This window comes from Allosphingosinicella sp. (assembly GCF_035626655.1).
Taxonomy (GTDB): Bacteria; Pseudomonadota; Alphaproteobacteria; order Sphingomonadales; family Sphingomonadaceae; genus Allosphingosinicella.
In genome coordinates, this window is sequence record NZ_DASPNF010000020.1 from 81,824 (window position 1) to 107,412 (window position 25,589).

The window sequence follows — 25,589 nt, forward strand, 5'->3', positions numbered from 1 at the left end:
AAGGGGCAGACCGGATATGTCGACACCTTCGTCTGGCGGCACGATCCTCGGGATCGACTTCGTCATGGTGGGGAGCATCCTCGCCGCCGTGGCGACGTTTGCCGTGCTGGTCGCGATTTACGCTGCCGCCACCGTCAGGGATCCCATGGGCAAGCGCGTCAAGGCGCTCCAGGAGCGGCGCGAACAGCTGAAGGCCGGCATCGTCGCCTCCACGTCGAAGCGGCGCAAGAACATCACCAACAAGAACGAGATGGCGGACAAGGTCCGCGGCATCCTCTCCTCGCTCAAGGTCCTCCAGGAGGATCAGGTGGTGAAGGCGCAGGCGCGCCTGATGCAGGCCGGCATCCGCTCCAAGGACCTCGCCTTCGTCGTCATCTTCGCGCGGCTGATCCTGCCGATCGTGCTCGGCAGCTTCATCATCTGGCTGGTCTATATCTACGACTATTTCCCGGACTGGGGCTCGTTCAAGAAATATGCCCTGGTCGCGGGCACCTTCATCCTCGCCTACAAGGCGCCCGATCTGTGGCTGAAGAACAAGATCGACAAGCGCACCTCGGCGATCCGCAAGGGCCTGCCCGACGCGCTCGACCTGCTGGTGATCTGCGCCGAGGCCGGCCTCACGGTCGACGCCGCCTTCGCCCGCGTCTCGCGCGAGCTTGGCAAGGCCTATCCGGAGCTGGGCGACGAATTCGCCCTGACCTCGATCGAGCTCGGCTTCCTCACCGACCGCCGCCTCGCCTTCGAGAATCTGGCCAAGCGCATCGACCTGGATTCGGTGCGCGGCGTGGTCACGACCATGATCCAGACCGAGAAATACGGCACGCCGCTCGCCTCGGCGCTGCGCGTCCTCTCGGCCGAATTCCGCAACGAGCGCATGATGCGCGCCGAGGAAAAGGCCGCGCGCCTGCCCGCGATCATGACGGTGCCGCTGATCCTGTTCATCCTGCCGGTGCTGTTCATCGTCATCCTCGGCCCGGCCGCCTGCTCGATCAACGACGCCCTCATCGCCGGCAACTGATCCGGAACCTCGGTCGGCGGGGACGGTTGTTCCCCGAAACGATCCGAGGAGAGGCGCATGTCCTTCACGCCCGACCAGTGGCTGATCCTTTTGCTCGCCTTCGTGCTCGGGCTGGTGCTCGGCATGGCCCTGCTCGCCAGCCCCAAGTGGAAGGGGCGCTACCGCGAGGAGGTGGCCAAGCGAGAGGAGCTTGAAGCCGAGAACGCCCGGCTGAAACGCGAATATGACGAAACGGTCGATCGCAACCGGCGTGAGGCGGCCGAAATGGATTCGCTCCGCCACGCCGCCGCGAAGGACGAGGCCCGCCACGACGACCGCGACCGGCCGGGTCCGCTCTAGTGGGACAATCCGCCGTAGCGGTTTGCCGTCAGGTCGACCTGCAACTTTCGCACCTCTGGAGGACAATCAGCGTCCCAGGGAAAACAGCCATTCTTCGCCGGCCAGAATATCTGGCAGAGGGGGAAAGGCTGCCGCTCGTAATACCAGTCGGCATAGGTCGCATATTCCACGCCTAGGCGGCGATTGGCGTCGAGGAAGACAAGCGGTAGGTCGCCGCCGACCAAGCCGTGTTCCAGGACCCCGGAGCGGAAGCGCCGCCCCGCCTGGCAGGCACCAAGGACGTCATTGATGATCTGCGCCGCGATATCGCCGCGCAGTCCGAAGACGATCAGCTCCGGCGCGCCATAGGATTCGAACGCGCCCATCGAGTAGGCGAATTCCGGCTCGTCGGTGGCTTCGGCCTCGCCGTCGGCAACCTGAACGACCGCGTGGCCATATTGCGCGACGAGATCGATCCAATACTGATCGTCGGGATCGTCGACCGATCGTCCGCGCAGGCTCATCCCTGTCCCTTCCGAAGCGCCGCCTGCGCCGCCGCGAGTCGCGCGATCGGGACACGGTAGGGCGAGGCGCTGACATAATCGAGGCCGACCTTCTCGCAGAAGGCGATGCTCGCCGGGTCGCCGCCATGCTCGCCGCAAATGCCGAGCTTGAGATCGGGCTTGACCAGCGTGCCCCGCTCGGCCGCGATCATGATCAGCTCGCCGACGCCCTCGACGTCGAGGCTGACGAACGGGTCGCGGGCGAAAATTCCCTTCTCGACATATTGGGTGAGGAACCGGCCGGCGTCGTCGCGGCTGACGCCCAACGCGGTCTGCGTGAGATCGTTCGTCCCGAAGCTGAAGAAGGCCGCCTCCTTCGCGATCTCCCCGGCGGCGAGCGCGGCCCGCGGCAGCTCGATCATCGTGCCGATCAGATAGTCGACGCGCGCGCCCTGCTCCGCGAACACCGCCTCGGCGGTCCGCTCGATCAGGGCGCGGATGATCGCCAGCTCGGCCCTGGTCGCGACCAGCGGCACCATCACCTCGGGGATCGGCGCCTGCTCGACCTCCAGCGCCGCCTCGAAGATCGCGCGGGCCTGCATTTCGTAGATTTCGGGGTAGGTGATGCCGAGACGGCAACCTCGGTGCCCAAGCATCGGGTTGAACTCGTGCAGCTCGCCGACCCGGCGCTTCAGCGCCGCCGGCGGCACGCCCGCCGCCTCCGCGACTTCCGCGATCTCCTCGTCGGTGTGCGGCAGGAATTCGTGCAAAGGCGGATCGAGCAGGCGGATCGTCACCGGGAGGCCCGCCATGATCCGGAAGATCTCGGCAAAATCCGCGCGCTGGGCGGGCAGCAGGTCGGCGAGCGCGGCACGGCGGCCCGCCTCGTCCTCGGCGAGGATCATGCGGCGGACATTCATGATCCGCTCGGCGTCGAAGAACATATGCTCGGTGCGGCAGAGGCCGATGCCCTCGGCGCCGAATTCGCGCGCGGTGCGGCAGTCGAGCGGGGTTTCGGCATTGGTACGGACCCTGAGGCGCCGCTTCGTGTCCGCCCAGGCCATCAACGTGCCGAAATCCCCGACCAGCTCGGGCTGCACGGTCGGCACCTCGCCGAGCATCACCTCGCCGGTCGTGCCGTCGATGGTGATGATCGTCCCCTCGGGCACCTCATGGCCGGCGACACGCAGGGACTTCGCCTTATAGTCGATCGCCAGCGAGCCCGCGCCGGAGACGCAAGGGCGGCCCATGCCGCGCGCCACGACCGCCGCATGGCTGGTCATGCCGCCCCGGGCAGTGAGGATGCCTTCTGCCGCGTGCATGCCGTGAATGTCCTCCGGCGAGGTCTCGACGCGGATGAGGATCACCTTCTCCCCGGCCTGCTTCCAGGCCTCGGCCGTGTCGGCGTCGAACACCGCCTTGCCGCAGGCCGCGCCCGGCGAGGCGGGCAGGCCCTTGGCGATCACGTGGCGCTCGGCGCCGGGGTCGAGCGTCGGGTGGAGCAGCTGGTCGAGCTGGGCGGGATCGATGCGCAGGATCGCCTCGTCCTCCGAGATCAGCCCCTCCTCGGCCATCTCCACCGCGATCCGCAGCGACGCCTTGGCGGTGCGCTTGCCGGACCGGGTCTGCAGCATCCAGAGCGTCCCGCGCTCCACGGTGAACTCGATGTCCTGCATGTCGCGATAATGGCGCTCGAGCAGCTCGAAGACGCGCGCCAGCTCGGCGAACACGTCCGGCATCGTCTCTTCCATCGAGAGCGCCTTCGCCCCCGCTTTCTCGCGCGCCGCCCGGGTCAGATATTGCGGCGTGCGGATGCCGGCGACGACGTCCTCGCCCTGCGCGTTGATCAGATATTCGCCATAATAGGCCCGCTCGCCGGTCGAGGGATCGCGGGTGAAGGCGACGCCCGTTGCCGACGTGTCGCCCATATTGCCGAAGACCATCGCCTGGACGTTGACCGCGGTGCCCCAGTCGCCCGGAATATGGTTGAGCCGGCGATAGACCTTGGCCCGCTCCGACTGCCAGGAGCCGAAGACGGCGCCCACCGCGCCCCAGAGCTGCTCGTGCACGTCCTGCGGGAAGGGCCGGTCCCAGAGCTCCTCGACCAGAGCCTTGTAGCGCCGGACCAGCCTCTCCCAGTCGCCGGCCTCGAGCTCAGTGTCGAGATGGACACCCTTGTCCTCCTTGGCGATCTCCAGCGCCTCCTCGAAGGCGCCATGATCGAGGCCGAGGACCACATCCGCATACATCTGGATGAAGCGCCGGTAGCTGTCCCAGGCGAAGCGCGCATCGCCCGAGGCCGCGGCCAGTCCCTGCACGGTCTCGTCGTTGAGGCCGAGGTTGAGGACCGTGTCCATCATGCCCGGCATGGAGACGCGCGCGCCCGAGCGGACCGAGACGAGCAAAGGATCGGCAGGATCGCCGAACCTCTTGCCGGTCACCGCCTCGATATGCGCGATCCCCTCGCCTACCTGGGCCGCGACGGCATCCCGGAAGCCCTCGCCTTTCTCGTAATAGAGCGCGCAGGCCGGCGTCGCGATGGTGAAACCGGGCGGCACCGGCAGGCCGATCGCGGCCATCTCCGCGAGATTGGCGCCCTTTCCGCCCAGCAGGTTCTTGTTCCCGGCCTCGCCGTCCGAGGCGCCGCCGCCGAAGCGGTAGACGTGACGCGTCATCTCAACCTTCGATTCTCGAGAAATCCGCCACCCGATGCACGGCGCTGCGCATCCGGGCGAGCAGGTTCAAACGCAGCTCCCGCGTCGCCGGATCCGGATCGTTGACCGTCACCTTGTCGAAGAAGGCGTCGACCGGGGCGCGCAGGCTCGCCAGCGCTGCCATGGCGCGCTCATATTCCTCGTCCGCCAGGGCCGCCCTCACCTTGGGCTCGGCCGCGTCGAGCGCGTCGTCCAGCTCGGTTTCCTCGATCTGGGGCGCGTAGCCGGAAACTCGGACGCCATCGACGAACTCGTCCTGCGCCGTGCCCCGATTCCGTTCGGGACGGACCGGGATTTGCTCATGCTCCCAGCCTTCCTTCTTCAGGATGTTGGCGGCGCGTTTGTAGCCGGCGAGCAGGTCTGCGCCCTGCGGCGATTCCACGAAATTCTGCAGCGCCCTGACCCGGGCGAGCAGGCGGACGAGGTCATCCTCGCCGCCGCCGCCCGGCTTCTGGGCTGCGAACACCGCGTCGATCAGATCGTGGCGGACGCCGGCCTCGCGCTGCTGGACCTTGAGCCGGTCCTCCAGGAAATCGAGGATCGCCTCGCTCAGATCCTGGGCCTCCTGGATGATCTTGCCGCGCTCGATATTCGGGGTCAGCTCGGCCTTCCAGCGCACCACGACCCGGTCGCCATGGCGGTAGGTGTAGGTGCCGACCTCCGCGGTGATCTCATGCTCGTGATCGTCGCTGTCGAGCAAATCGGGGAAGGTGACCGTCGAGATCGCGCCGAGCCGCGAGACGATGTTGAGCACCGCCGCCTGCACCAGCACGTCGCTGAGCGGCAGGCGCAGATCGTTCTTGGTCAATATCTGCAGGAAGCCCAGAGCGGCCCGGCGCAGCGCGAAGGGATCGCGCGAGCCGGTCGGCTTCTCGCCGATCGAGAAGAAGGCGACGAGCGTGTCGAGCCGGTCGGCGATGTTGACCGCCACCGTCACCGGATCGGTGGGGACCTCGTCCCCCTGCCCCGCCGGCTTGTAATGGTCGCCGATCGCCGTCGCGACCGCGTCCGGCAGCCCCTGCGCGCGGGCATAATAGCCGCCGATCACGCCCTGCAATTCGGGGAACTCGCCCACCAGCTCGGTGACGAGGTCCGCCTTGGCGAGCCGGGCTGCGGTCAAAGTGTCGAGCGGGTCCGCGCCCTTCACCAGCCGCTCGTTGACCAGCCACTGGGCGAGCTTGGCGACGCGCTCGACCTTGTCCGCAATCGTGCCGAGCTTCTCGTGGAAGACGATCTGGTTGAGCTTCTGCGCCTGCTCGGCCAGCGGAATCCTGACGTCCTGGTCCCAGAAGAACCGGGCGTCCGACAGGCGGGCGGCCAGCACCTTCTCGTTGCCCGCAATCACCGCCGCAGGATCGGAGCTGTCGATATTGGCGACGCAGACGAAGCGGCTGCAGAGCTGGCCGTCCGCGTTCAGGCAGGCGAAGAATTTCTGGTTCACCCGCATGGTGAGCCGGATGAGTTCCGGCGGCAGCGCGAGGAAGGCGGTGTCGAAGCTGCCCTTCAGCGGGACCGGCCATTCGGTGAGGCCGGCATTCTCGCTGACCAGACCCTCGTCCTGCAAGGTCCTGGTCTTGCGCTGGAGCTTGTCGGACTCCTTGCGGATGATCGCCTTGCGCTCCTCCTGGTCGACGACGACGTGGCAGGCGCGCATCTTCTCGAGATAGTCCCGGGCACCCCCGATCGTGATCGGGCCCGGGTGATGGAAGCGATGCCCGACGGTCGTCGCGCCCGAGGTGACGCCCGCGACCTCGAAGTCGATCACCTTGTCCCCGAGGATGGCGACGATGCCGTGCAGCGGCCGCACCCAGCGCTGGCTCTCGGTCGAGACCGAGGCCTCGCCCCAGCGCATCGACTTGGGCCAGGGAAAGCCGCGGACGATGGCCGGGATGGCTTCGGCGAGGACCGCCGCGGTCGGACGCCCGGCCCGCGATATGGTCGCGAACCAGGTCCCGTCCCGCTCCTCGAGCTGGTCCTGTCCCAGCCCGGTCTTGCGCAGAAAGCCCTCCAGCGCCTGCGGCGGCGCCGTGGTGCGCGGCCCCTTCAGCTCCTCGGAAACCGCCTCGGTCGCCTCGGGGAGGCCGCTCGCCATGAGCACGAGGCGCCGCGGCGTGGCGTAGGTGGTGACCGCCTCCGCCTTCAGCCCCGCCTCGCCGAGCCGCTCCTCGAACAGCCGCGCGAGATCAGCCCGCGCCTTGTCCTGCATCCGCGCGGGAATTTCCTCGGAGAGCAATTCCAGCAGGAAATCGCTCATCGCCGATCCTCCCCGGCACGGGGAGGGGGACCGCCGCGCGCAGCGCGGTGGTGGAGGGGGTTGGCCGCATATCCCACAATGGAAGCAGCGACCCCATCGGGATCGTTTAAGATTTCTCCAGCCGCTATGCGCAGCACACGATATCCTTTCTCACGCAGGAATGCGTCGCGCACCTGGTCACGCTGCGGCCTGCTACCCCTGTCGTGCGCCTCGCCGTCGATCTCGATGACCAGGCGGGCCGTGCTGCAGTAGAAATCGGCAACATAGGGGTCGATCGGGTGTTGCTTGCGAAATGCGATGCCCTCGGGCGAACCGCGAAGGCGTTGCCACAAGAGCGCCTCTGGTAGGGTCAGGGCTCGGCGAAGCCTGCGCGCAACGTAAACGGTGGGTCGGCGCAAGGTCGGCCCGCCCCCTCCACCGCGCTTCGCGCGGTCCCCCTCCCCGTCCCGGGGAGGATCAAGGGGACGCCTCGTCATGCCGCCCATCCGTTCTTTTCCATCCAGGCCTGGCAGGCGCCCTTGGTCAGCTCGCGTACCCGGCCGATATAGGCCTGGCGCTCGGCGACCGAGATCACGCCGCGCGCCTGCAGGGTGTTGAAGATGTGGCTTGCCTTGATCGCCTGGTCGTAGGCGGGGAGCGGCAGCTTCGCCTCGATGCAGCGGCGGCATTCCTCGGCGGCCTGGCGGAAGCGGTCGAACAGGCTGTCCGTGTCCGCGACCTCGAAATTATAGGCGCTGAACTCGACCTCGTTCTCGCGGAAGACCTGGCCGTAGGTCACCCCGTCATCGTTGAAGGCGAGATCGTAGACGCTGTCGACGCCCTGGATGTACATGGCGAGCCGCTCCAGCCCGTAGGTGAGCTCGCCGGCCACCGGCCTGCAGTCATAGCCGCCGACCTGCTGGAAATAGGTGAACTGGGTGACCTCCATGCCGTCGCACCAGACCTCCCAGCCAAGCCCCCAGGCGCCGAGGGTCGGTGATTCCCAGTCGTCCTCGACGAAGCGGATGTCGTGCTTCAGCGCGTCCACGCCGATCGCGGCGAGGCTGCCCAGATAGAGCGCCTGCAAATCGGGCGGGCTCGGCTTCAGGATCACCTGATACTGGTAGTAATGCTGCAGCCGGTTCGGATTCTCGCCGTAGCGGCCGTCGGTCGGCCGGCGCGAGGGCTGGACATAGGCGGCCTTCCAGGGATCGGGGCCGAGCGCGCGCAGGGTTGTCGCCGGATGAAAGGTCCCGGCGCCCATCTCCATGTCATAGGGCTGCAGGATGACGCAGCCCTGCCGGCTCCAATAATCGTGGAGCGTCAGGATCAGGCGCTGGAAAGACAGCGAGGCCCCCATTTCTTGCCTTCTTTTTTCCTTCGCAGGTGCAACAAAAGGTCGCTTCGCTTTGGCGCATGGGGCAGGATGGGTCAAGGAAACGGAATCGCACAAGGGTTAGAACGGGATGAGGATGGGTTGGGGCAGGAAAATGCTGGTCGGCCTGCTCGGCGCGCTCTGGCTCGCCGGGCCGGCGCTCGCCGAAACCGCGCCGGCGGCCCGGCCGCGCACGCCCGCCCCCTTCGTCCAGCCGCCGGGCGAGCCGCGCCCGGCCATCTGGCTGCTCTCCGACGACGACACCCGCATCTACCTGTTCGGCACCGTCCATATTCTCCACCCGCAGCTGCGCTGGCGCTCGGCGACCTTCAACCGGATCGCCGGCAACGCGCAGGAGCTGGTGCTGGAGCTGACCGACCAGGAGATGAGCGCCAGCAATCTCGATGCCTTCGCGATGATGCGGATGGCGAAGTCGGTGCCCGTCCTGCAGCGCGTCTCGGCGAACCGGCGGGCGGGCCTCGCCCGCATGCTGCGCGAACTGGAGATTCCGGAAGGCAGCCTCGACAATCTCGAGACCTGGGCGGTGGCGGTGATCCTCGGCGTCACCCAGATGGCGCGGGAATATGCCGGCGGCGAGGGCAGCGCGGCGCAGGAGGCCGAAGCGGCGGCCGGCGTCGAGGAGACCCTGACCCGGGAGTTTCGCGCCAATGGCCGCCCGATTTCCGGCGTCGAGACGGCGGCCGACCAGATCGGCGCCTTTCGCGGCATGCCGCTCAACGTCCAGCAGGCGATGCTGGACGAGGCGGTGGACGCCTATATCAATGGCGAGCCGGCCGGCGATCCCGACGAGAGCGACTGGCTGACCGGCAATCTCGACGGCATTGCCGCCGAGATGGAGACGCTCCCGCCCGAGCTCTACGAAAGCCTGATCACCCGCCGCAACCGCGGCTTCGCCGACTGGCTCGCCCGCCGCCTCGACCGCCCGGGCACGGTCCTGTTCGCGATCGGCGCGGGGCATCTGGCCGGCCGCGTCTCCGTCCAGTCGATGCTGGAGAGCCGCGGCCTCAGAGTGCAGCGTATCTACTGAGCGGCCTCACCGACGCGCGAGAATCTCCCGGACGCCGCGGGCCTCCCTGCTCGTCTCGGCGAAGATGAAGGCTATCGAACAGGAGGACTTACCGGGCTCAATGTCTCAGTCCCGATACGCCGGCGCAGCGCGACCAGATAGCGCCCCTCCGGCATCGCCGCGGGCTCGCCGAACGTGGAGTTGGTCCAGGTCACGCTCACCACGCGCCCCGCCTGCCCGACAAGGACCTGTTCGACCAGGATATCGAAGCTCGCATAGTCGCTCAGGAAGCTGGTCCGCTGGGCCCGTCGCCGCTGCGCCTGCGGGCCTAGCCCGGGCCAGCGTGCCTCCAGGACCCGGCGCTCCCGCCTCGCCGCCTCGTCCCTGACGATCCGGTAGTTCACGATCCGCCCGACGACGACCATCTCCGCGTGACGCACGTCTTCGAGGTTCAGCGGCGGACTGTAGACGCATGCCTGTGCGGGCACGGTGATGGCGGTGATCGCAACCGCGCCGGCCGCGGCAATCCAATAGCCTCTCATGCGTCCCTCCGGAAAATGCGGGGTCGGCCCGGAGCCTAGGCGGACAGCCGTTAACGGCGGCTTGCGACGGCTCGAGAGCGAGAAGTCAGTCTTTCTTGTCATTATGTCAGGTACGCTTGACAGTATTTTGCGAATCGCCTAGTCAGGTTTCCATGACACATCGTCAGCCTCGGCTGACATGGGAGTGACGAGAGTGCAGAATCGTTTGCGGGTACTCAGGGCCGAGCGCGGCTGGAGCCAGGCGGAGCTTGGCGGCCGGATCGGCGTGTCCCGCCAGGCGGTGAACGCGATCGAGACGGGCAAGCACGATCCCTCGCTGCCGCTGGCCTTTCGGCTGGCGCGGCTGTTCGGGGCGAGCATCGAGGAGATTTTCAATGATGGTGGCGAAAATGGGCGCGACTGAGGGGGCGGCTTCGGGCGAGGTGCTCGAGCGCAACCGGCGGCGGCGCAAGTTCTGGATTATCGGCACCCTGTTCGTGGCCGGCTTCGTCGGCGGGTTCACGGCCGGCTTCACGCAGGCGGACGACCTGCTCGACCCCAATCACTTCTGGCCCCCGGCGCTGGCCATCAGCCTCGCCGCCGCCTTCCTGGTCGTCGTGATCGTCGGCGCCATCTTCTACGGGCGCCACCTCGATGAATTCGAGAAGGCGGCGAAGCAGAAATCGGTGGTCGCCGCAGCCGGCGCCTATGTCCTCGTCTATCCGGTCTGGCTGCTGCTCTGGAAGGGCGGCCTCGTCCGCGAACCCATGCATTTCGTCATCTTCATCGGCTTCGTCGCGGTGATGGGGCTGGCTAAACTTTTCCACCGCGTCCGCTAGGATGTTCTGAAAGCACGGAGATTCGACCGCAATGAAGAAGATGTTCCTCGCCGCCCTGCTCGCGCTGCTGCCGGCCTTCGCCTGCGCCCAAGCACCGAGCCCGGCCAACAATCAGGCCGCGCCCGCCAATGTTGCGGCCGCGCCGGCGCGGCCGCCTCTGCCGGGCGCGGACCGCGACGCCGACCCCGCGCTCTGGGTGGTCCGCGACGCGGACACGACCATCTACCTGTTCGGGACCATCCACCTGCTGGACGGCCGCACCTGGTTCAACGACGAGGTGAAGACCGCCTTCGACGCCTCGCGCGAGCTCGTGCTCGAGGCGCGGATTCCGGAGAATCCCGCGGCCTTGCAGAGCATGATCCTGCAATATGCGGTCGACCGGCAGGGCCGCACCATCTCCTCGCGGCTGACGCCGGCGCAGAATGCGGCGCTGAACCGGGAGCTCGGCGAGCTCGGCGTCCCGAACGGCGCCTTCGACCGGTTCGAGCCCTGGTTCGTCGGGATGACCATGGCCGCCATGAGCGCGCAGAAGATCGGCATGAGCGGCGACAACGGCCCCGAGATGGTGCTGACCCGGGCCGCCCAGGCGCGGTCGATGCCGATCGGCGAGCTCGAGGGCATGGAGCATCAGCTCCGCATCTTCGACGCCATGCCCGAAGCCCTGCAGATCGCCCAGCTCGTCCAGGGGGTCGAGGAGATCGACGAGATCGGCGAGAAGCTTCCGGAGATGCTCACTGCCTGGTCGACGGGCGATGTCCAGCGCCTGGCCGCGATCACCAACGAAGGCAACGAGGAGGACGGCGAGGAGGGCCGCGCCCTGCACCGGATCCTCTTCACCGACCGCAACGCCGCCTGGGCGGGCTGGATCCAGCAGCGCCTCGCACGGCCCGGCACCGTGTTCATCGCGGTCGGCGCGGGCCACCTCGCCGGCGACGACAGCGTGCAGGCGGCCCTCCGTGCCCGCGGCATCCAGAGCGAGCGCGTGCCGCACGTGGTGGCACGCTAGGCCCGGGGCTCGTCATTGCGAGGAGCGTAGCGACGAAGCAATCAGCGGCCCAAAGGCACCGCTGGATTGCTTCGCTTCTCTCGCAATGACGGTCCAGCCTCGGACCTTGCTTCCCCCCTCGCCTTCCCCTATAGGCGCGCCTCCCCGTTCATGGTCATCCCTGGAGGCGTGAGCGGGCAAGTTGAACCCTGCACTTGGAGACATGCAATGAGCGAACAGCTTACGCTGTCGGCCGAGACGCGCGATCGGGCTGGCAAGGGAGCCTCCCGTTATCTGCGTCGCGAAGGCCGCGTACCCGCCGTCATCTACGGCAACAACGAAGACCCCCTCTCGATCCATGTCGAGGAGAAGGCGCTGATGAAGGCGCTGTCGGGCGGCCACTTCATGAACTCGGTAGTGATGATCGACGCCGGCGCCGCGCCGGTCCGCACGCTGCCGAAGGACGTCCAGTTCCACCCGGTCACGGACCGGCCGCTGCATGTCGATTTCCTGCGCATCTCCGAGCATGCCAAGGTGCATGTCGACGTGCCCATCCACTTCGTCGACGAGGACAAGTCCAAGGGCATCAAGCGCGGCGGCGTGCTGAACCAGGTCCGCCACGAGCTGGAGCTGATCTGCGACGCGGCCGAGATCCCCGAGGAGATCGTGATCAGCCTCGCCGGCATGGACATCGGCGATTCGCTGCACATCAGCGCCGTCACTTTGCCCAAGGGCACGGAGAGCGCGATCACCGACCGCGACTTCACCATCGCCACCATCGTCGCTCCGTCGGGCGTCAAGTCCGAGGCTGCCGACGCTGCCGCGGCCGCCGCCGGCATCGAGGGCGAGGAGCCCGCAGCGGACGAGGTTCCGACCGTCGGCGAGACCGAGGCCGAAGAAGGCGCGAGCGAGGAATAAAGGTGTTCCGCTGGCTCGGCTCCTTGTTCGGCGGCAGACCGCCGGTCGAGGTGCCGGGCCAGCCCGCCTCCGCCCGGGAAGACGTGGAGGCGGAGGATTGGGGGGAGTTCGCACCCGTGCAGATCTGGGTCGGCCTCGGCAATCCCGGCGCGCAATATGCGATGCAGCGCCACAATGTCGGCTTCATGGCGATCGACGCCATCGCCGAAGTCCACGCTTTCGATCCGCCGAAGAAGAGCTTCTCGGGCTGGGCCCAGCAGGGCCGCATCGGCTCGAACCGCATCCTGCTGCTGAAGCCCGCCACCTTCATGAACGACAGCGGCCGCTCGATCCGCGCCGCGATGGATTTCTTCAAGAAGGATGTCGGCGACATCACCGTCTTTCACGACGAGCTCGATCTCGCCGCCTTCAAGGTCAAGGTGAAGACCGGCGGCGGCACCGCCGGCCATAACGGCCTGCGCTCGACCGAGGCGCATATCGGCAACGACTTCCGCCGCGTCAGGATCGGCATCGGCCAGCCCGGCCACAAGGACAAGGTGACCCGCCACGTCCTCGGCAATTACGCCAGGGCGGAAATGGACCCCCTCTCCGACCTGCTCGCCGCCATCGCCGCCGAGGCGCGCTGGCTGGCCGAGGGCGACGACGCCCGCTTCATGAGCGACGTGGCGCTGCGGTTGCAGCAGGAGTAGAACTAACACCATGGTTCAGCTGCTCTTCGCCGCCGCCCTCGCTCTCCTCGCCCCCGCCCAGACGCCGGCCGGCGCCGAACGGCGCTGTGGCTGGCTCGCCAACCCGACGCCGGCCAATTACTGGCTGACCGACCGGGACGGCGAATGGACGATCATGGTGCAGGGCGGCTATCAGGCCGAAGGCTGGGACGAGATGCCCGACATGACGACGCGCGGCTGGGTCCGCACCAACGGCTATTACGGCTATGGCTGCGCCTGCATGACCGTCTCGACCGACCGCGCCAGCATGCGGGTCACGCGGATCTATGCGGCGACGCCGGTGCCGCTGCGCCAGTGCCGGAACGACCGGACGCTCAGGCGCCCGAGCTAAATTCCGGCGACCCCCTTGCTCCGGCGAAGGCCGGAGCGTTGCGAGACCCGCAGATGCCGATCCGGCCAACGCTCCGGCCTTCGCCGGAGCACACGGGGGCGCGATACCCTAATAATCGTCCGCCGCGCCGCCGATCGGCATGCCGGGCGGGATGCGCACCGTGCGGGCCGGCTCAGCCAGCGCGGCGGTAAGCGCCTCGCGGTCGGTCAGCAGCCGGCCCAGCCCGCGCGCCCATTCGTTGTTCGCCCCGCCGCCGCCGCTGCGCTGCAGCTCCGTCCCGAGCCGCTGCAGCCGGTCTGACAAAGCCAGCGCCACGGGCGGCGACAGCGCCGGATCGCGCTGCACCCGGGCGAGCGCGAGAATGATTTGCGTGCCGATCCGCCGCTGCAGCGCCTGATTGGCGACGTCGGCGCGCGTGGCGCGGGCGATCAGCCGCTCGAAAATATCGGCCGGGCCGAGCCATTCCTCCTCCGCCTGGCTCTGGATCTCCAGCCGGTTCAGCCGCTCGGGGACGAGCAGGTTGGACAGGGTCAGCTGGGCCGCGACCTCCGAGGCGGCAAAGGGATCGAAGACCGGCCCGCCGGCGGTGCGGAAGATCTCGATCGTCTCCTGCCGGTCCGGCCCCCCCGACCAGCCGGCCGAGAGATAGGGCAGCAGGGCCGGCGGTACTTCCAGCGCGCCCGGCTCCAGCGTCGCGAACAGGGCGTCGAGCGCGCGGCGCTGCTCGGCGAGCGGGACGTAGGGCGAGCGCTCCCGCCCGTCGCCGTTCAGCGCATAGGCGAAATCGACGCCGCCGATCAGCTTGGCCGCGGCCTCGAGCTGGTAGCGGTGCAGCAGCCAGATCGGCACGAACTTGCGGCGCAGGCTGGCGACCGGCTCGTCCGGATAGAGCGCGTCGGGGCCGAAGCGGGCCACCGCCGCCTGCCGGACCCGGAGCATGCGCGTCAGCTCGGCGACCGGCTCGGGGCCGTCGTCCCAGAGGCCGCCGAAGGGCTGCGAGGAATAGCCCGGCCGCGCCTCGCCGTCGCCGACATAGCGCAGCCCCTCCGCCAGCGCCGCCTGCATGAGCGGCCGCGCCTGCGCGTCGGTCTGCGCGCCGTAGAGCCAGTTCACCGTGAACCGGTCCCACCGCCCGACGCCGGTGCCATAGGCGTCGCTGAGGTCCGGCGCGCCGTTCACCAGCCCGATGCGCGGCGCCGGATAGTCCATCACCGAATAGCGGCCCTGCGTGGACGCCGCGAAATTATGGGCGAGGCCGAGCGCGTGGCCGACCTCGTGCGCCGCGAGCTGGCGGATGCGCTGCAGCGCGACCCGCACCGGGTCGTTCGGGCCGCCGCTGTTCGTCTGGCGCGCGCCGACCAGCCCCTCGAAGATCAGCATGTCCTGGCGCACCCGCAGCGAGCCGAGCAGCACCTGGCCGCGGATGATCTCGCCGGTGCGCGGATCCTCGACGACCTGGCCGTAGGACCAGCCGCGCGTGGCCCGGTTGACCCAGCGGATCACGTTGTAGCGCGCGTCGAGCGGGTCGATCCCCTCGGGCAGCAGCTCGACCCGGAAGGCGTCGATATAGCCGGCCTGGTCGAACGCGTCCGCCCACCAGCTCGCGCCCTCGATCAGCGCCGTGCGGATCGGCTCGGGCGCGGCGCGGTCCACGTAGAAGATGATCGGCCGGCGGACGCGCGAGCGCGGCGCGTCCGGCTCCAGTTTCTCCAGCCGGAAGCGGTTGGCGAGCTCGTAGACGATCGGCCGGCCGAGCGGCTGGCCGAAATCCACCACCTGGCTGCCGAAGGTGCCGGCGCGCGGATCGAAGCGGCGCGGGACGTAGCCCGGCGCGGGCAGGCGGATCAGGCTGTGGCGGACGACGAAGCTCAGATTGCCGTTCACCACGGCGATATTGTTGGTCTCGGCGGTCGGCGCCGCCGAGGTGAAGGTCAGCCGCCCCTCCAGCTCGATATTCTCCGGGAAGACGCGGACCGAATTGGGGTCGGCGACCGACAGCTCGGGAACCAGCCGGAACTCCCCGCCGCCACCCTCCTTCAGCGCCTGCGCGATGCCCATCTCGTCGCGGGTGAGGAAGGAGGAGAGATCGACGAGCAGCCGCCCGTCCGGCGTCTCCGCGGCGATGTCGCCCATCCAGAGCGTCGAGTAGGCGAAGCTGTCGCGCACGCCGGCCTGCTCGGCGGCGGGGCCGGTGGAGGAACGGAAGCGGAGATTCTCGATCTCGGCGACCACCTTGCGCCCGACCCGGCGGAAGACGAGGATCCGCGAGGTGCCGGCCAGGCCTCGGTCGAGCCCGACCGGCGCCGAGCCCAGCCCGGTCTCCAGCGACGCGACATAGACGAAGCGCCCGGAGATCCCCTCGGCATCCGGCGCCGGCAGCGAGACGATGATCCGCCCCTGCCTGCGGTCGACATGGAGCGGGAGCAGGCCCGGCTGCGGCACCGTGCCGATCAGCACCTGGGTCGCGGGGCTCGGCGGCCCGGGCGGCTGCGCCGGCTGGGCGATGGCGGTGATCGGCAGGGCGGTGGCGAGCAGCAGGGCGACGAGGCGGCGTGTCATGGGACCAGCACACTAAGCTGGCTTTCGGAGGGCGCAACGGCTAACGGAACGCCAAATTGATCCTCCCCGGAAACGGGGAGGGGGACCGCGACGCGAAGCGGCGTGGTGGAGGGGGCTCGGGGCAGGTCTCAGGGCCCCCTCCACCATGCTGCGCATGGTCCCCCTCCCCGTGCCGGGGAGGATTTCAGGAGTCGTAAATGGGCTTTCGTTGCGGAATCGTCGGGCTGCCGAATGTCGGCAAGTCCACCTTGTTCAACGCGCTGACCGAGACCGCGGCGGCGCAGGCGGCCAATTATCCCTTCTGCACGATCGAGCCCAATGTCGGCCGCGTCGCCGTGCCCGATCCGCGCCTGCAGAAGATCGCCGCGATCGCCAAATCCGCGCAGGTGATCGAGACCCAGCTCGAGTTCGTCGACATTGCCGGGCTGGTGCGCGGCGCCTCGACCGGCGAGGGGCTGGGCAACCAGTTCCTCGGCAATATCCGCGAGGTCGACGCGATCGTCCACGTGCTGCGCTGCTTCGAGGGCGGCGACGTCACCCATGTCGAGGGCCGCGTCGATCCGATCGCGGACGCCGAGACGGTCGAGACCGAGCTGATGCTCGCCGATCTCGAGAGCCTCGAGAAGCGCGTTCCCAACCTCGTCAAGAAGGCGCAGCAGGGAGACAAGGAAGCGAAGATCCAGGCGAGCGTGCTCGGCCAGGCGCTGGACCTGCTCCGCGACTCGAAGCCCGCACGGCTGACCCAGCCGAAGGACCATGAAGAGAAACTCGCCCTGGCGCGCGCCCAGCTCCTCACCGCCAAGCCCGTCCTCTACGTCTGCAATGTCGACGAGGGGGACGCCGCGAGCGGCAACGCCCATAGCGCGCGCGTCTTCGAACGGGCGGCCGCCGAGGATGCGCGCGCGGTGATCATCTCCGCCGCGATCGAGGCGGAGATCGCGACCATGGACCCGGCGGACCGGCCCGAATTCCTCGCCGATCTCGGCCTGGAGGAAACCGGCCTCGCGCGCATCATCCGCGCGGGCTACGACCTCCTTCACCTGATCACCTTCTTCACCGCGGGCCCGAAGGAGGCCCGCGCCTGGACCGTGGAGAAAGGCAGCAGGGCGCCCGAGGCGGCCGGCACGATCCACAGCGATTTCGAGCGCGGCTTCATCCGCGCCGAGACCATCGCCTACGAGGACTATGTCGCCTGCAACGGCGAGACCGGCGCCAGGGAGGCCGGCAAGATGCGCGCCGAGGGCAAGGACTATGTCACCCAGGACGGCGACGTGATGCTGTTCCGCTTCAACGTGTAGGAACCCCCTGCGCCACCGCCCGTTTGCCGGGCGATGGTGCAAGTGCTTCAGATCGCCGCGCTCTTTCTGGTCGCCGCCGCCTGGGCCTTCGCCTTCGCCCATGCCGCCGAGATGCCGGGCAAGATGCGGCTCGACCGGCAGACCTACCTCGCCGTCCAGACCATCTACTATCCGGGCTTCACCATCGGCGGCGCCAGCGAGCCGCTCGCTCTCATCCTGCTCGCGGTGCTGCTCGGTCTGACCCCGCCGGCGAGCGACGCCTTCTGGTGGACCGCCTTCGCCCTCGCCGCGACGGCCGCGACGCACCTGATCTTCTGGCTCGTCACCCAGCCCGTGAACCGGCTCTGGATGCAGGAGCAGGAGCTGGGCACGGCCGGGACCGCCTTCTTCGCCACCGGCGCCGCGCCGCCGGGCGCCGGCTGGAAGAAATTGCGCGATCGCTGGGAACGCTCGCATCTCGTGCGGGCCGGGCTGATGACGCTGGCGTTCCTGGCGATGACCGTCGCGGTCACGCAGGCCTGACTGACCGCTCCCGCCGGGTCAGGGCGACAGCCGCCTGATCCGGTCGGCGGCGGGCGGCGTCAGCGGGCTGCCTGCCGCGATGTAGCGCTCGATCGCGTCGATATCGAGCGGACCCCCGACCATGTCGCGGCCGCCGCGGAAGAGCGTGAAATTGTCGCCGCCCGAGGCGAGGAAGCTGTTGAAGGCGATCCGGTAGGACGTGTCGTCGCCGACCGGCTGACCGTTGAGCCTGAGATCGAGGATGCGCTGCCCCTCGGGCCGGCGCAGGTCGTAGCTGTAGGTCAGGCCGCGCGACGGCGTCAGCATGATCGGCGAGGTCAGTGTATTCGTGCCGCTCGCCCACTGCTGCTCCAGGATCGCGCGCAGCTCGCGCCCGGTGAAGCTCTTCACGACCAGATTGTTGCCGAAAGGCTGGGCGGTGAAGAGCTGGCCGAAGGTGACGCTCCCGTCCGGGGCCGGGATGACGTCGGCGCGCACGCTCGTCTGGTTGGTGAAGGCGATCTGGGCGCCGCCGGCCTCGGGCGCGCTTGTGGCCGCGAGATGGGCGTCGGCGATCAGGTCGCCGAGCACGGATTCGCCGGACTCCACCCTCTCGCGCGACGCCGGCCCGGTCAGGCGCCCGACCACCCGTCCCGCCACCGGCGCGATCGCCACCGCATAGCGCTGGACCAGGGCGGCCACGGCCGGATCCGGAGCGAAGCGGGGCACGATATCGGTCTGGGCCACCTCGTTGCCGCCCGCCCGATAGGGCGCGCTCTGCACGATCGTGAAATTCGCCTGCCTGGACACGACCCTGCCGGCGACGGGGTCGATGGCGAGGTCGATCGTGGTGAGCAGCACGCCGCCCCGGCCGGCGCTGGTGACCAGGAAGGGTCGGGCCGGATCGACCGCGCCGTAATCGCAGATATAGGCGTTGTGGGTGTGGCCCGAGACGACGACGTCGATCGAGGGATCGAGCCGGGCCAGAATCTCCATCAGGTCGCCGCGCATCCCGCGGCAGGAACGGTCGTCATAGGGGACGTCGGTCTCCACGCCCTCATGGATGACGACCACGATCGCATCCGCCCCCCCGGCGCGCAGCTGCGGGACGAGCGCGTTGATGCTCTCCGCCTCGTCGGCGAAGGTCAGCCCGGCCACTCCGGCCGGCGTGACCAGCGTGGCGGTATTGCGCGTCGTGAGGCCAATGAAGCCGACCGTCACCTGCGTCCGTCCGCTTCCGAAGCGGCGCAGGCCGTGCGAGGGCAGCACCGTGCCGCCATCCCGGGTGCGCACGTTCGCGGCGAGAAAGCCGAAGCGGGCGCCGGGAAAGTCCCGGTCGAGGCCGCAGGGCTCGCGGTTGGTATGGCGCGCGCAGCCGCCATTCTGCATGCGCAGCAGCTCCTCGCGCCCGCGGTCGAATTCGTGATTGCCGACCGCGTTGAAGTCGAGCCCGATCAGATTCATCGCGAGAATGGTCGGCTCGTCGAGGAAGCCGGCGGAGATCAGCGGAGAGGCGCTGATCAGGTCGCCCGCGGAAACGGTCACATTGTTCGGATGGCCGGCGCGCAGGCTCTGCACCGCCGAGGCGAACCAGGCCGCGCCCCCGGCCGGCACCGGCACCTGCCGCCCGTCCGGCGCGACATAGGGCACCGTCCGGCGCGGCGGCTCGATCTGCCCATGGAAATCGTTGAAGGCGATGATCCGGACCGGCACCGTCTGCGCGGGACCGGTACGAGGCGCCGTCGCACAGCCTGCCAGCGCCAGCACCGCCCCAAGCCACAATTTTACCCGCATCGCCGCCTGTCCCACCGCTTGAGTCTGCGAGCGCTGTTTGGCACGGGTCGATGACACTGTCATCACGGCCTGCGAAGGAGTCTTACGTGATCTATTTCGAGGACCTCGAGGTCGGCAAGGAAACGCATTTCGGCAGCTATGAGGTGACGCGCGAGGAGGTGCTGGAATTCGCGCGCAAATATGATCCGCAGCCCTTCCACCTCTCCGACGAGGCGGCGGCGAAGACCTATTTCGGCCGCCTGTCGGCCAGCGGCTGGCATACCTGCGCAATGACCATGGGCGTGATCGCCCGCCACGTCGTCGACGAGGAGCAGGCCGGCCTCGGTTCGCCCGGGATTGACGAGCTGCGCTGGCTGAAGCCGGTCTATCCCGGCGACACGCTGACCGTGCGTGGCGAGATCATGGAGAAGACGCCGTCGCGCTCGAAGCCCGATCTCGGCTCATTCCGGACGAAGACGACGGTCACCAACCAGGACGATGTGCCGGTGCTGACCTTCACCTCGATCGTGCTGATCCGGCGCCGGCCGGCCGCAGGCTAGCGGCCGGGCCGCACGCGGGAAGGCTCAGCCGGCGACGCCGGCCTCATCCTTGGCGTGCTCGCCCTTCGCCATGTTCTCGGGATCGAGCGCACCGGTCTCGCGGACCCGGCGGCTGGCGCCGCCATACCAGACGTTCTGATAGGCCATGTAGGACAGGATCGTGCCGAACAGCAGGAAGATCAGGGTGGCGAAGCCCGCATTCTTCCGGGCGTCGGACTCCGGCTCGGCGGTCCAGGCGAGGAACGCGGCGACATCCTGCGCCATCTGGTCGACCGTCGCCGGCGTGCCGTCCGCATAGGTGACCTGATTGGCGGTGAGCGGCGGCGCCATGGCGAGGTTGAGGTTCGGGAAATAGGGATTGAAATGCAGGCCCGCGCCCGGCCGCGCATCCGCCGGCAGCGCCTCGCCGTCATGGTTCCGGTAGGTCGCCGGATTTTGATAGCCGGTCAGCAGCGAATAGACATAGGCCGCGCCGCCGTGCCGCGCCTTGGTGATCAGGCTGAGATCGGGCGGCAGCGCATTGTTGTTGGCGTTGCGCGCGGCGGCCTCGTTCGGATAGGGCGGCGGGATCCGGTCCGCGGGAAGCGGGTTGCGCTCCATCGCTGAGCCGTCCTGCGGATTGGTCGTAGTGACCTTGCGGGTCCACTCGTTGGCGAGCGTGCGGACCTGCGCCTCATTATAGCCGAGGTCCGCGAAGTTGCGGAACGCGACGAAGTTCAGGCTGTGGCAGTTGGAGCAGACCTCGCGATAGACCTGCATGCCGCGCTGCAGCTGCTGCTGGCTGTGGCTGAAGCGTCCGAACGGCCCCTCGAACTCGAAATGCGGATGCCGCGGATGCTCGTGGAAGCGCGCCTCCACCGTCGCCTGGGGCGGTTCCTTCATATACTGGATCGCGCCCCAGAGCAGCGACCAGGCGGCGACCCCGCAAAAGCCGAGACCAACCAGGATGCCCAAAATGCGAACCATGACGGCGTCTTCCCCTTACGCTTTGGCCGGAGCGGCGCCCAGCGGAGCGGCTTCGGCCGCCTCGCCATGCAGCACGCTTTCCGAGATCGAATTGGGCAGAGGCAGCGTCTTCTCGACCCAGGACAGGACGGGCAGGATGATCAGGAAGTGGGCGAAATAGTAGATCGTCGCCAGCTGGCTGATCATCACATAGGGCTCTTCCGCCGGCATGCCGCCGCACCAGCCGAGCACGAGCACGTCGAGGATCAGGATCCAGAAGAACATCCGGAACTTCGGCCGGTAGGAGCCCGAGCGCACCGGCGACTTGTCGAGCCAGGGCAGGAAGAAGAGCAAAAGGATCGAGCCGAACATCGCCAGCACGCCCCAGAGCTTCGCCGGCAGGATGAAGTCGAAGGTGAAGGCCCTGAGGATCGCGTAGAAGGGCCAGAAATACCATTCGGGCACGATATGGGCCGGCGTCGAGAGCGGGTTGGCCGGGATGTAATTGTCCGGATGGCCCAGATAATTGGGCAGGAAGAAGACCAGCACCGCGAGCAGGAGCAGCGCCAGGAAGACCCCGAACCCGTCCTTCGCCGTGTAGTAGGGATGGAAGGGCACCGTGTCCTGCGGGCTCTTCACGTCGACCCCGGTCGGGTTGCCCGAGCCGTGGATGTGCAGCGCCCAGATGTGCAGGATCACCACGCCCGCGATCACGAAGGGCAGCAGATAGTGGAGCGAGAAGAAACGCGTCAAAGTCGCCTGGTCCGGCGCGAAGCCGCCGAGCAGCCAGTTCTGGATCGGCTCGCCGACGACCGGGATCGCCCCGAACAGGCCGGTGATCACCTTGGACGCCCAGAAGCTCATCTGCCCCCAGGGCAGCACATAGCCCATGAAGGCGGTCGCCATCATCAGGAGGAAGATGACGAGTCCGAGCATCCACACCATCTCGCGCGGCGCCTTGTAGGAGCCGTAATAGAGGCCGCGGAAGATGTGGACGTAGACCACGACGAAGAAGAAGCTGGCGCCGTTGGCGTGCAGGTAGCGCAGGAACCAGCCGCCATTGACGTCGCGCATGATGTGCTCGACCGAGGCGAAGGCGGTGTCCGCATTGGAATTATAGTGCATCGCCAGCACGATGCCGGTGACGATCTGGAGCACCAGAGCAAGCCCGGCGAGCACGCCGAAATTCCAGAAATGGTTCAGGTTGCGCGGGACCGGATAGCCCTTGCCGGTGGCGTTGTAGACCATGCGCGGCAGCGGCAGCCGGTCGTCCAGCCAGCGCATGAACGGATGCTTCGGCTTATATTCTTCAGCCCAGGGGAAGCTCATCTGTCTCTACCTCAGCCGATGCGGACACTGGTGTCGCTGATGAATTCATATTCGGGCACTTCGAGGTTGCGCGGCGCCGGCCCTTTGCGGATGCGCGCCGCGGTGTCGTAGTGGGAACCGTGGCACGGGCAGAAATAGCCGCCGAACTCGCCCTTCGGCTCGCCTTCCGCGGCGCCCAGCGGCACGCAGCCCAGGTGGGTGCAGACGCCGAGCGTGATCAGCCAGTTGCGATGGCCTTCCTTGGTCCGCTCGTCGAGCGTCTGCGGATCGCGCAGCGAGCCCGTGTCGACGGCATTGGCGGCGGCCTGCTCGGCCGGGGTCAGGTTGCGGATGAAGATGGGCTGCTTGCGCCACATCGTCTTGATCGCCTGGCCGGCCTGGATCGGGCCCACGTCCACGTCGATCTGCGCCAGCGCGAGCACGTCGGCCGACGGGTTCATCTGGTTGATCAGCGGGAAGAGGAACGCGACCGCGCCGACGCCGCCGGCGGCCGCTGCCCCGATGTTCAGGAAGTCGCGGCGGCGGATGCCGCCCTCCGCGGCGGGCTCCGCCTGTTCGCTCTTGTCGACCGCAGCCATAATGTCCTTCGTGTGTCCGAAACCGGAATACAAAAGCCCCCGAACCCGAAGGATCGGGCCGCTTGCGGGGGCCTGATAGACGCGGGGCATGCCCTTTGCCAACCGTCATTTTGACGGGGGCGTTACGCCCTGAGGACAGGCCCTGTGAATCCGCTCGCCGGAACTGTCGCGACAGCGCGTTTTGAGGCATAGCCCGCAAATGCGCCGGCCCGACGCGACCGACACGATCGTCCTCCCCGGAGTGCTGGAGGCGATCGGCACCACCAAGGTGCTGGTCGGCAAGTCCGTCCGCACATTGAGCGCGGCCGACCCCGGCCTGTTCGGCCCGGGCAGCGTCAGCTGGCGCGTCTTCTCCCATGCCAGCTACGGCGCGTCGGGCGTGGCCGCGGTGCTGATGCAGGCGCTTCACCCGGGCGCCATGGCGGCGGTGGACCAGCAGAGCGTCTTCCGGACCGACGCCTGGCGGCGGGCGCACATGACCGCCGATTACGTGTTGACGATCACCTTCAGCAGCAGGCCCGGCGCCGAAGCCGCGGCGGCCCGGGTGCGGGAGATTCACCGCCAGATCAGCGGCATCGATCCTGCCACCGGGCGTCGCCACCGCGCCGACGATCCGGACCTGCTGCTCTGGGTCCATGCCATTCACACCGAATATGCGCTGAGGGGCTATGAGACGTTCGCGAAGCGGCTCACCGAGGCGGAGCAGGACCGGTTCGTCGCCGAGCAGGTCGCCGCCGCAGCGCTCGTGGGGCTGGATCGGACGGCGGTGCCGGCGACGCGGGCGGCGCTGCGCGCCTGGATCGACGGGGTGGAGGGGCTCGCCCTGACCGAGCCGGCCCGGCAGTTCGCCCGGATGCTCGTGAACGCGCGGATGCCGCTGACCATGCGCCCATTCTGGGCCCTCCACCTGGCCGCCGCCGCCGCGCTGCTGCCGGATGAGGTGCGCGCCGATTATGCCCTGCCCCGCTGGCTGCCGCGCGGTCGCCTTGGCCGTGCCCTCATGGCGGTCTCGCTCCGGGCGATCAACGCCGGCTATCTGCTGTTCCGGCCGGTGCGCGAGGCGAGAGCGAGGATGAAACAGGTCGAGCGCGCCTCGCGCAGGCTGCCGGACGACCGCTGATGCGCCTCGCCCTTTACCAGCCGGACCAGGCCGGCAATGTCGGCACGATCATCCGCCTCGCCGCCTGCCTGGGCGTGCCGCTCGACCTGATCGAGCCATTGGGCTTCCCCTGGGGCGACCGCGCCCTGAAGCGCGCCGGCATGGACTATGCGGAGCTCGCCAACGTGACGCGGCACGCGGACTGGGGGGCGTTTGAAGCGAGTTTGGGAGGCTCGGCCGGGCTGGCGGGGCGGCTCGTGCTGTTCACAACCGCGGGCGGGGTGCGGCTGCCGGAGGCGCGGTTCGAATCGGGGGATGTGCTGCTGTTCGGCTCGGAGAGCGGAGGTGTGCCGGAGGGGGTGCACGAGCGGGCGGAGCTCAGGGTGCGGATCCCGCAGGTGGCGGGGACGCGGTCGCTGAACCTTGCGGTGGCGGTTGGGATCGGGGTGGCGGAGGCGTTGAGGCAGGCTGGGCATTGGTCCGGGTGACCTACGTTGGGTCGGCCTCCGGCAGCTGCCGAATTAGCCCGGGCATCCTCGCCTCTTTCATGATATGCCCCGACGCAGCGGAAACAGGGGGGATGGCCGATGCCGTATCCGCGCGCCCATTATTACGTGCTCGTCGTGATCGCAGTGATCGTCGCGGGTTTCTGGCCCAGCTATTTCGCGCCCCTGGACAGCGTGCCCTGGCAGTTCCACGCCCACGGCATCGCCGCCAGCCTCTGGGTGATCATGGTCGCGACGCAGAGCTGGACCGCGCATCACCGGCAACTGCCGCTGCACCGCGCGGTCGGCAAGACCAGCCTCCTGCTCTTCCCCTTCCTGATCGGCGGGCTGACCGCGATCATCGACGTGACCGCCAAGAAATATCTCGCCGGGGACGCCTTTCCGGTGACGCAGATGTTCGGCGCCTCCTTCCTGATCGGCATGGCGCTCGCGATCGCCGCCTATGTCACAGTCTATTATCGTGCGCTCAAATACCGGCGGAAAACCTGGGTCCATGCCGGCTACATGCTGGCGACGCCGCTGATTCTGTTCGAATCGCCGTTCAGCCGGATTCTCAACGGGTTCATGCCCGGGCTCGCGATCAGGGGGCCGGGCGACCTTCACCTGATCCTGCCCTCGATCCTTTGGTCGATCGCGCTGGAACTCCTGATTATCGCGCTGATCTGGCTGAAATACCGGGAGCGGGCGGCGCCCTTCCTGGTGGCCGGCCTCTTCATCGCGGCGCAGTTGGCAGCCATGGGGCTGATGGTGGACACGGCCTGGCTGAAGTCGCTGCTCGCGGCGCTCGGGCAGTTGCCTAGCAGCCTGGTGGTGCTGAGCGGCTTTGCGATCGGGGCGTTGACCAGCTGGGCGGGCTGGCGGGCGGGGCGGCGCCCGGCGCGGTCCGGCGCGGAGGCGCCGCAGCCTGCCTGAGCTGCGGCGGGCTTGCCAG

Annotated in this window: 26 protein-coding genes; 15 read left to right on the forward strand and 11 right to left on the reverse strand. The window is 68.4% G+C overall.

Annotation, left to right across the window (positions count from 1 at the left end):
• Positions 1-16: 16 nt before the first annotated feature.
• A complete protein-coding gene (locus VEC11_RS16090) occupies positions 17-1,018 on the forward strand; it encodes a type II secretion system F family protein (RefSeq protein ID WP_464134123.1) in 1,002 nt (333 codons plus the stop codon).
• A 57-nt stretch (positions 1,019-1,075) separates the two neighbouring features.
• Positions 1,076-1,357, forward strand: a complete 282-nt coding sequence (locus VEC11_RS16095; protein WP_464134127.1) for a LapA family protein — start codon at positions 1,076-1,078, stop codon at positions 1,355-1,357.
• On the opposite strand, the gene VEC11_RS16100 is transcribed toward VEC11_RS16095, so the two are convergent.
• Genes VEC11_RS16100 through VEC11_RS16120 form a run of 5 tightly spaced genes read right to left on the reverse strand, consistent with a single transcriptional unit; the run spans position 1,354 to position 8,146 of the window.
• Positions 1,354-1,860 (reverse strand): DUF4262 domain-containing protein, encoded by a 507-nt coding sequence (locus VEC11_RS16100; RefSeq protein ID WP_464134132.1) that lies wholly within the window; start codon positions 1,858-1,860, stop codon positions 1,354-1,356. The genes VEC11_RS16095 and VEC11_RS16100 overlap by 4 nt on opposite strands.
• Entirely contained in the window at positions 1,857-4,514 is a 2,658-nt protein-coding gene (gene ppdK / locus VEC11_RS16105) for a pyruvate, phosphate dikinase (RefSeq protein ID WP_464134135.1), read from the reverse strand. The genes VEC11_RS16100 and ppdK overlap by 4 nt, the downstream gene beginning before the upstream one ends.
• A gap of 1 nt (position 4,515) precedes the next feature.
• The gene (glyS, locus tag VEC11_RS16110) at positions 4,516-6,807 is read right to left on the reverse strand and encodes a glycine--tRNA ligase subunit beta (RefSeq protein WP_464134139.1); all 2,292 of its coding nucleotides are present in this window, start codon (positions 6,805-6,807) and stop codon (positions 4,516-4,518) included.
• On the reverse strand, positions 6,804-7,292 hold the full coding sequence (locus VEC11_RS16115) for an endonuclease domain-containing protein (protein WP_464134142.1): 489 nt from the start codon (positions 7,290-7,292) through the stop codon (positions 6,804-6,806). Before VEC11_RS16115 ends, glyS begins: the two co-directional genes overlap by 4 nt.
• Positions 7,280-8,146 (reverse strand): glycine--tRNA ligase subunit alpha, encoded by an 867-nt coding sequence (locus VEC11_RS16120; RefSeq protein ID WP_464134148.1) that lies wholly within the window; start codon positions 8,144-8,146, stop codon positions 7,280-7,282. Before VEC11_RS16120 ends, VEC11_RS16115 begins: the two co-directional genes overlap by 13 nt.
• A gap of 106 nt (positions 8,147-8,252) precedes the next feature.
• Between VEC11_RS16120 and VEC11_RS16125 the strand changes: the two genes are divergently transcribed.
• Positions 8,253-9,209 (forward strand): TraB/GumN family protein, encoded by a 957-nt coding sequence (locus tag VEC11_RS16125; RefSeq protein WP_464134153.1) that lies wholly within the window; start codon positions 8,253-8,255, stop codon positions 9,207-9,209.
• Positions 9,210-9,280: 71 nt separating this feature from the next.
• Here VEC11_RS16125 and VEC11_RS16130 read toward each other — a convergent pair whose 3' ends face one another.
• Positions 9,281-9,730: a hypothetical protein gene (locus VEC11_RS16130; RefSeq protein WP_464134158.1), complete on the reverse strand. Its 450-nt coding sequence runs from the start codon at positions 9,728-9,730 to the stop codon at positions 9,281-9,283.
• A 193-nt stretch (positions 9,731-9,923) separates the two neighbouring features.
• Here VEC11_RS16130 and VEC11_RS16135 point away from each other — a divergent pair, with 193 nt between their 5' ends.
• The 6 genes from VEC11_RS16135 (at position 9,924) to VEC11_RS16160 (ending at position 13,510) form a co-directional block, all read left to right on the forward strand.
• Entirely contained in the window at positions 9,924-10,133 is a 210-nt protein-coding gene (locus VEC11_RS16135; protein ID WP_464134163.1) for a helix-turn-helix transcriptional regulator, read from the forward strand.
• On the forward strand, positions 10,105-10,548 hold the full coding sequence (locus VEC11_RS16140; protein ID WP_464134166.1) for a hypothetical protein: 444 nt from the start codon (positions 10,105-10,107) through the stop codon (positions 10,546-10,548). Before VEC11_RS16135 ends, VEC11_RS16140 begins: the two co-directional genes overlap by 29 nt.
• 31 nt (positions 10,549-10,579) lie before the next feature.
• Entirely contained in the window at positions 10,580-11,554 is a 975-nt protein-coding gene (locus VEC11_RS16145; RefSeq protein WP_464134170.1) for a TraB/GumN family protein, read from the forward strand.
• Positions 11,555-11,761: 207 nt separating this feature from the next.
• Entirely contained in the window at positions 11,762-12,451 is a 690-nt protein-coding gene (locus VEC11_RS16150; RefSeq protein WP_464134174.1) for a 50S ribosomal protein L25/general stress protein Ctc, read from the forward strand.
• Positions 12,452-12,567: 116 nt separating this feature from the next.
• Positions 12,568-13,140, forward strand: a complete 573-nt coding sequence (gene pth / locus VEC11_RS16155) for an aminoacyl-tRNA hydrolase (protein ID WP_464134523.1) — start codon at positions 12,568-12,570, stop codon at positions 13,138-13,140.
• Positions 13,141-13,150: 10 nt separating this feature from the next.
• Positions 13,151-13,510, forward strand: a complete 360-nt coding sequence (locus VEC11_RS16160; protein ID WP_464134179.1) for a DUF4087 domain-containing protein — start codon at positions 13,151-13,153, stop codon at positions 13,508-13,510.
• Between the two features lie 108 nt (positions 13,511-13,618).
• Here VEC11_RS16160 and VEC11_RS16165 read toward each other — a convergent pair whose 3' ends face one another.
• A complete protein-coding gene (locus VEC11_RS16165) occupies positions 13,619-16,069 on the reverse strand; it encodes a zinc-dependent metalloprotease (RefSeq protein ID WP_464134184.1) in 2,451 nt (816 codons plus the stop codon).
• 197 nt (positions 16,070-16,266) lie between these two features.
• Here VEC11_RS16165 and ychF point away from each other — a divergent pair, with 197 nt between their 5' ends.
• Together ychF and VEC11_RS16175 are read left to right on the forward strand one after the other, a co-directional pair.
• Entirely contained in the window at positions 16,267-17,367 is a 1,101-nt protein-coding gene (gene ychF / locus VEC11_RS16170; RefSeq protein WP_464134188.1) for a redox-regulated ATPase YchF, read from the forward strand.
• Between the two features lie 33 nt (positions 17,368-17,400).
• Complete coding sequence (locus tag VEC11_RS16175) at positions 17,401-17,889, forward strand: anthrone oxygenase family protein (protein ID WP_464134193.1); 489 nt, start codon at positions 17,401-17,403, stop codon at positions 17,887-17,889.
• Between the two features lie 18 nt (positions 17,890-17,907).
• On the opposite strand, the gene VEC11_RS16180 is transcribed toward VEC11_RS16175, so the two are convergent.
• Entirely contained in the window at positions 17,908-19,662 is a 1,755-nt protein-coding gene (locus VEC11_RS16180; protein ID WP_464134197.1) for a bifunctional metallophosphatase/5'-nucleotidase, read from the reverse strand.
• Positions 19,663-19,748: 86 nt separating this feature from the next.
• On the opposite strand from VEC11_RS16180, the gene VEC11_RS16185 reads away from it, so the two are divergent.
• Complete coding sequence (locus VEC11_RS16185) at positions 19,749-20,201, forward strand: MaoC family dehydratase (RefSeq protein WP_464134202.1); 453 nt, start codon at positions 19,749-19,751, stop codon at positions 20,199-20,201.
• A gap of 24 nt (positions 20,202-20,225) precedes the next feature.
• Here the strand turns inward: VEC11_RS16185 and VEC11_RS16190 are convergent, their stop codons facing one another.
• Genes VEC11_RS16190 through petA form a run of 3 tightly spaced genes read right to left on the reverse strand, consistent with a single transcriptional unit; the run spans position 20,226 to position 23,053 of the window.
• Complete coding sequence (locus VEC11_RS16190) at positions 20,226-21,167, reverse strand: cytochrome c1 (RefSeq protein WP_464134208.1); 942 nt, start codon at positions 21,165-21,167, stop codon at positions 20,226-20,228.
• 15 nt (positions 21,168-21,182) lie between these two features.
• Positions 21,183-22,475 carry a cytochrome b gene (locus VEC11_RS16195; protein WP_464134212.1) on the reverse strand — a complete coding sequence of 431 codons (1,293 nt, stop codon included), beginning with the start codon at positions 22,473-22,475 and terminating at the stop codon, positions 21,183-21,185.
• An 11-nt stretch (positions 22,476-22,486) separates the two neighbouring features.
• A complete protein-coding gene (petA, locus tag VEC11_RS16200; protein WP_464134216.1) occupies positions 22,487-23,053 on the reverse strand; it encodes a ubiquinol-cytochrome c reductase iron-sulfur subunit in 567 nt (188 codons plus the stop codon).
• A 199-nt stretch (positions 23,054-23,252) separates the two neighbouring features.
• Here petA and VEC11_RS16205 point away from each other — a divergent pair, with 199 nt between their 5' ends.
• From VEC11_RS16205 to VEC11_RS16215, 3 genes are all read left to right on the forward strand, one after another.
• Positions 23,253-24,173: an oxygenase MpaB family protein gene (locus VEC11_RS16205; RefSeq protein ID WP_464134221.1), complete on the forward strand. Its 921-nt coding sequence runs from the start codon at positions 23,253-23,255 to the stop codon at positions 24,171-24,173.
• Positions 24,173-24,640: a tRNA (cytidine(34)-2'-O)-methyltransferase gene (locus VEC11_RS16210; protein WP_464134226.1), complete on the forward strand. Its 468-nt coding sequence runs from the start codon at positions 24,173-24,175 to the stop codon at positions 24,638-24,640. The genes VEC11_RS16205 and VEC11_RS16210 overlap by 1 nt, the downstream gene beginning before the upstream one ends.
• A 99-nt stretch (positions 24,641-24,739) precedes the next feature.
• Positions 24,740-25,570 carry a hypothetical protein gene (locus tag VEC11_RS16215; RefSeq protein ID WP_464134231.1) on the forward strand — a complete coding sequence of 277 codons (831 nt, stop codon included), beginning with the start codon at positions 24,740-24,742 and terminating at the stop codon, positions 25,568-25,570.
• The last annotated feature ends 19 nt before the right edge of the window (positions 25,571-25,589 follow it).

Excerpts from the sequence above, each read along its gene's own strand:
- VEC11_RS16160 (WP_464134179.1), top strand. The coding sequence starts at position 13,151 with ATGGTTCAGCTGCTCTTCGCCGCCGCCCTCGCTCTCCTCGCCCCCGCC.
- VEC11_RS16205 (WP_464134221.1), top strand. The coding sequence starts at position 23,253 with ATGCGCCGGCCCGACGCGACCGACACGATCGTCCTCCCCGGAGTGCTG.
- VEC11_RS16215 (WP_464134231.1), top strand. The coding sequence starts at position 24,740 with ATGCCGTATCCGCGCGCCCATTATTACGTGCTCGTCGTGATCGCAGTG.
- VEC11_RS16130 (WP_464134158.1), bottom strand. The coding sequence starts at position 9,730 with ATGAGAGGCTATTGGATTGCCGCGGCCGGCGCGGTTGCGATCACCGCC.
- glyS (WP_464134139.1), bottom strand. The coding sequence starts at position 6,807 with ATGAGCGATTTCCTGCTGGAATTGCTCTCCGAGGAAATTCCCGCGCGG.
- VEC11_RS16150 (WP_464134174.1), top strand. The coding sequence starts at position 11,762 with ATGAGCGAACAGCTTACGCTGTCGGCCGAGACGCGCGATCGGGCTGGC.
- ppdK (WP_464134135.1), bottom strand. The coding sequence starts at position 4,514 with ATGACGCGTCACGTCTACCGCTTCGGCGGCGGCGCCTCGGACGGCGAG.
- VEC11_RS16140 (WP_464134166.1), top strand. The coding sequence starts at position 10,105 with ATGATGGTGGCGAAAATGGGCGCGACTGAGGGGGCGGCTTCGGGCGAG.
- VEC11_RS16090 (WP_464134123.1), top strand. The coding sequence starts at position 17 with ATGTCGACACCTTCGTCTGGCGGCACGATCCTCGGGATCGACTTCGTC.
- VEC11_RS16115 (WP_464134142.1), bottom strand. The coding sequence starts at position 7,292 with ATGGGCGGCATGACGAGGCGTCCCCTTGATCCTCCCCGGGACGGGGAG.
- VEC11_RS16195 (WP_464134212.1), bottom strand. The coding sequence starts at position 22,475 with ATGAGCTTCCCCTGGGCTGAAGAATATAAGCCGAAGCATCCGTTCATG.
- petA (WP_464134216.1), bottom strand. The coding sequence starts at position 23,053 with ATGGCTGCGGTCGACAAGAGCGAACAGGCGGAGCCCGCCGCGGAGGGC.
- VEC11_RS16190 (WP_464134208.1), bottom strand. The coding sequence starts at position 21,167 with ATGGTTCGCATTTTGGGCATCCTGGTTGGTCTCGGCTTTTGCGGGGTC.
- VEC11_RS16100 (WP_464134132.1), bottom strand. The coding sequence starts at position 1,860 with ATGAGCCTGCGCGGACGATCGGTCGACGATCCCGACGATCAGTATTGG.
- VEC11_RS16175 (WP_464134193.1), top strand. The coding sequence starts at position 17,401 with ATGGTGCAAGTGCTTCAGATCGCCGCGCTCTTTCTGGTCGCCGCCGCC.
- VEC11_RS16125 (WP_464134153.1), top strand. The coding sequence starts at position 8,253 with ATGAGGATGGGTTGGGGCAGGAAAATGCTGGTCGGCCTGCTCGGCGCG.
- ychF (WP_464134188.1), top strand. The coding sequence starts at position 16,267 with ATGGGCTTTCGTTGCGGAATCGTCGGGCTGCCGAATGTCGGCAAGTCC.
- VEC11_RS16095 (WP_464134127.1), top strand. The coding sequence starts at position 1,076 with ATGTCCTTCACGCCCGACCAGTGGCTGATCCTTTTGCTCGCCTTCGTG.
- VEC11_RS16210 (WP_464134226.1), top strand. The coding sequence starts at position 24,173 with ATGCGCCTCGCCCTTTACCAGCCGGACCAGGCCGGCAATGTCGGCACG.
- VEC11_RS16120 (WP_464134148.1), bottom strand. The coding sequence starts at position 8,146 with ATGGGGGCCTCGCTGTCTTTCCAGCGCCTGATCCTGACGCTCCACGAT.
- VEC11_RS16165 (WP_464134184.1), bottom strand. The coding sequence starts at position 16,069 with ATGACACGCCGCCTCGTCGCCCTGCTGCTCGCCACCGCCCTGCCGATC.
- VEC11_RS16180 (WP_464134197.1), bottom strand. The coding sequence starts at position 19,662 with ATGCGGGTAAAATTGTGGCTTGGGGCGGTGCTGGCGCTGGCAGGCTGT.
- VEC11_RS16145 (WP_464134170.1), top strand. The coding sequence starts at position 10,580 with ATGAAGAAGATGTTCCTCGCCGCCCTGCTCGCGCTGCTGCCGGCCTTC.